This is a genomic window from Gemmatimonadota bacterium (genome assembly GCA_016209965.1).
In the GTDB taxonomy this organism is placed as follows: domain Bacteria; phylum Gemmatimonadota; class Gemmatimonadetes; order Longimicrobiales; family RSA9; genus JACQVE01.
In genome coordinates, this window is the sequence record JACQVE010000093.1 from 1 (window position 1) to 2,706 (window position 2,706).

Below are 2,706 nucleotides of genomic sequence, written 5' to 3' on the forward strand. Positions count from 1 at the left end.
CGGCCCCGCGCCACGCCTGCGAGCTCGCGGATGTCGTCAGCCACGCCTGCCCAGTCGCCCTCCTTGATCTTGCCGATCTGCGCCACCATGTCCAGCTCCGTGGCGCCGCGGCCCAGCGCGTCCTCCGCCTCGGCCACCTTGGCCGCCGTAGTGGTCGCACCCAGCGGGAAGCCGACCACAGTCGCCACCGCGACATCGCTCCCGGCCAGCTCCTGTGCCGCCAGCTCGACCCAGACCGGGTTCAGACATACCGCCGCAAAGCTGTGCGCCCGCGCCTCCCGGCACAGCTTCACGATCTCGGCGGAGGTAGCGGCGGCCTTGAGCAGGGTGTGGTCCACATACTTGGCCACGGAGTCGGGCGCGGCGCCCCGCGCCGGGGTCGTGGAGCGGGTGGCCGGCGCCGCGGCGGCCACGCCCGGGGCCCGCGGCGGCGCGGCCCCGGCAGCGGCGGGACGGGCGGCTGGTCGGGAGCGCAGACGCACGAACTCCGCCGCCACGCGGCGGGCCAGCTCCTCCGCCGCCGTGCGGTTCATCTCGTCTCCGCGGGCAAGAAGTCGATCCGATCCACCACGCCCACGATCACGGCCTGAACGGGCGAGTCCTCATCGGCCAGCACGATGCGTGCGGAACCGCCCTCCCGCATGACCAGCACCGTATCGCCCACGCCGGCATCCACCACGTCCAGCGCAATGAGGTCGCCGCCTTCCGCTTCGCCCTCGAGCGTCAGCGGCTGGACCAGCAGGAGCTTCTGGCCTATGAGGTGCTCGTTCTTGTGCGTCGAGATCACCTCGCCCACCACCCTGCACAGAGTCACGATTCCTCCTCCAGCCGCAGGCGGTCGACAAAGCCGATGATCGAGGCGTCCACCGGCACCATGCGGTGCACCAGCGGTATGGTCGCTTCCCGCGCCGTGACGTAGAACACCAGCTCGCCGGGCCCCGAACCGATCGTGTCCAGCGCCACCAGCGGCTTGCCTCGCGGCCGCCCAAACCGATCCACCGGCTCGACCCACTGGAGCGTGGCCGTTCCCAGCCCCGGGCTCTTCACCGTGACCACCACCCTGCCAATGATACGGGCCAGGTTCATCCCCTCCTCCGGGGCACGCCGCACCCCACCTCCCCCACACCGCCCCGACGGGCGGAGGGGGGGACACGGAGACGCGGCGACGCCGCCCCACCGCCGCGGCTTCGCGCCCGCCCCCGCGGCGGCGGCGGGACCGGGGGCTCGCCCCGTCTCCGCGTCGCCCCGTCTCCTCGTCGGGGCAGCGGGGCGGGAAGGCGGCTCACCACCACCCCCGGTGCTCGAGCTCCCAGGGGCTCAGCCGCACCTTGCGCCTCTTGGCTCGCACCAGCCGCTCGTTCTCGAAGATCTTGACCAGCGCCACGCCCGCGACGAACCCGCCCACGTGCGCCCAGAAGGCAATGCCCCCGCCCGCCGTCGGCATGGTGGCGCCGGAAAGCACCTGGATCACGATCCAGAGGCCCAGCACCAGCCAGGCAGGGATGGGAATGATACGGACGAAGGGGAAAAAGAAAAAGAGAGTGTGGATCCGGATGCGCGGGTAGAGCAGCAGGTAGGCGCCCATGATGCCGCTGATCGCGCCCGAAGCACCTACCGTGGGCACCGGCGAATCGGCGGCCGCCCAGATGTGCGCGGCCGCGGCCGCCAAACCCACAACCAGGTAGAACAGCCCATAACGCAGGTGCCCCATCGAATCTTCCACGTTGTTGCCGAAGAGCCAGAGAAACCACATGTTGCCGATCAGGTGCAGCCAACTGCCATGCAGGAACATGCTGGTCAGCACGGCCTCCCACTCGAGGCCGCCGAAACGGCAGACCACGCCCGCCGCCAGCTCGATGCCGCCAAACGCACCCGTCTGGCCCGTCACCTCGGCCGGGATCATCCCGTAGCGGCAGACGGACTCGTTCAGCAAGGAGAAGGACAGCCCGGCTCCCTGCAGGTAGACCCAGGCGCCGACGTTGACCACGATCAGGCCGATCGTGAACAGAGGCGTCAGCTCGGTCGGGTTCTCGTCGCGCAATGGGAACAAGCGGCGCTCCTGCGCAATGGGGCGGGCAAGGGCCGGCAGAATAGGCGGCGCGGGGGCGCGGTGTCAATCGAGAGAAGGCGGTCCGCCGTCCCACCGCGCCCGCCCTGCCGGCTCGGGCACCGGCCCGCACCGCTGCCACGCTGGCAGGCAAGAGCCCGGTTTGCGCCTAACTGGCGCGAAAACCTGCGCCGCGCCTGGCATGGCCGTTGCACCGGCAGGCGGGCCTCGCACTGTCGCGAATCACCAGAGGAGAAGACATGGCCAGCAAAGTCATTGGCATTGATCTGGGCACCACCAACTCCGTGGTGGCCGTCATGGAGGGCGGCGACCCGGTGGTCATTCCGAACGCGGAAGGTGGCCGCACGACCCCGTCGGTAGTGGCGTTCACGCGGGACGCGGAGCGGCTGGTGGGCCAGGTCGCGCGGCGCCAGGCCATCACGAACCCGAAGAACACGGTTTTTTCGATCAAGCGGTTCATGGGCCGGCGCTGCTCGGAGGTGGAGGCGGAGCGCAAGCGCGTGCCGTACGAGGTGCGTTGCGATGCCGAGGACCGGGTGCAGGGCCACTTCCCGTTTGCGGACAAGACGTTCTCGCGGCCCGTGTTCTCGGCCAAGTTCCTGCAGTTGATGAAGCAAACGGCCGAGGATTACCTGGGC

5 protein-coding genes are annotated in these 2,706 nt (G+C 70.1%); 1 reads left to right on the top strand and 4 read right to left on the bottom strand.

What is annotated here, in order from left to right:
* The 4 genes from deoC to HY703_03900 all read right to left on the bottom strand — a co-directional run.
* Nucleotides 1-533 (bottom strand): deoxyribose-phosphate aldolase (deoC, locus tag HY703_03885; GenBank protein MBI4544315.1); only part of this gene is annotated, 533 nt, incomplete at its 3' end.
* Entirely contained in the window at nucleotides 530-814 is a 285-nt protein-coding gene (locus tag HY703_03890) for a EutN/CcmL family microcompartment protein (protein ID MBI4544316.1), read from the bottom strand. The genes deoC and HY703_03890, both read right to left, overlap by 4 nt.
* Nucleotides 811-1,086, bottom strand: a complete 276-nt coding sequence (locus HY703_03895) for a EutN/CcmL family microcompartment protein (GenBank protein ID MBI4544317.1) — start codon at nucleotides 1,084-1,086, stop codon at nucleotides 811-813. Before HY703_03895 ends, HY703_03890 begins: the two co-directional genes overlap by 4 nt.
* Before the next feature lie 196 nt (nucleotides 1,087-1,282).
* Nucleotides 1,283-2,050: a rhomboid family intramembrane serine protease gene (locus tag HY703_03900; protein MBI4544318.1), complete on the bottom strand. Its 768-nt coding sequence runs from the start codon at nucleotides 2,048-2,050 to the stop codon at nucleotides 1,283-1,285.
* Nucleotides 2,051-2,307: 257 nt separating this feature from the next.
* On the opposite strand from HY703_03900, the gene HY703_03905 reads away from it, so the two are divergent.
* A partial coding sequence (locus HY703_03905; GenBank protein MBI4544319.1) for an Hsp70 family protein occupies nucleotides 2,308-2,706 on the top strand: 399 nt, incomplete at its 3' end.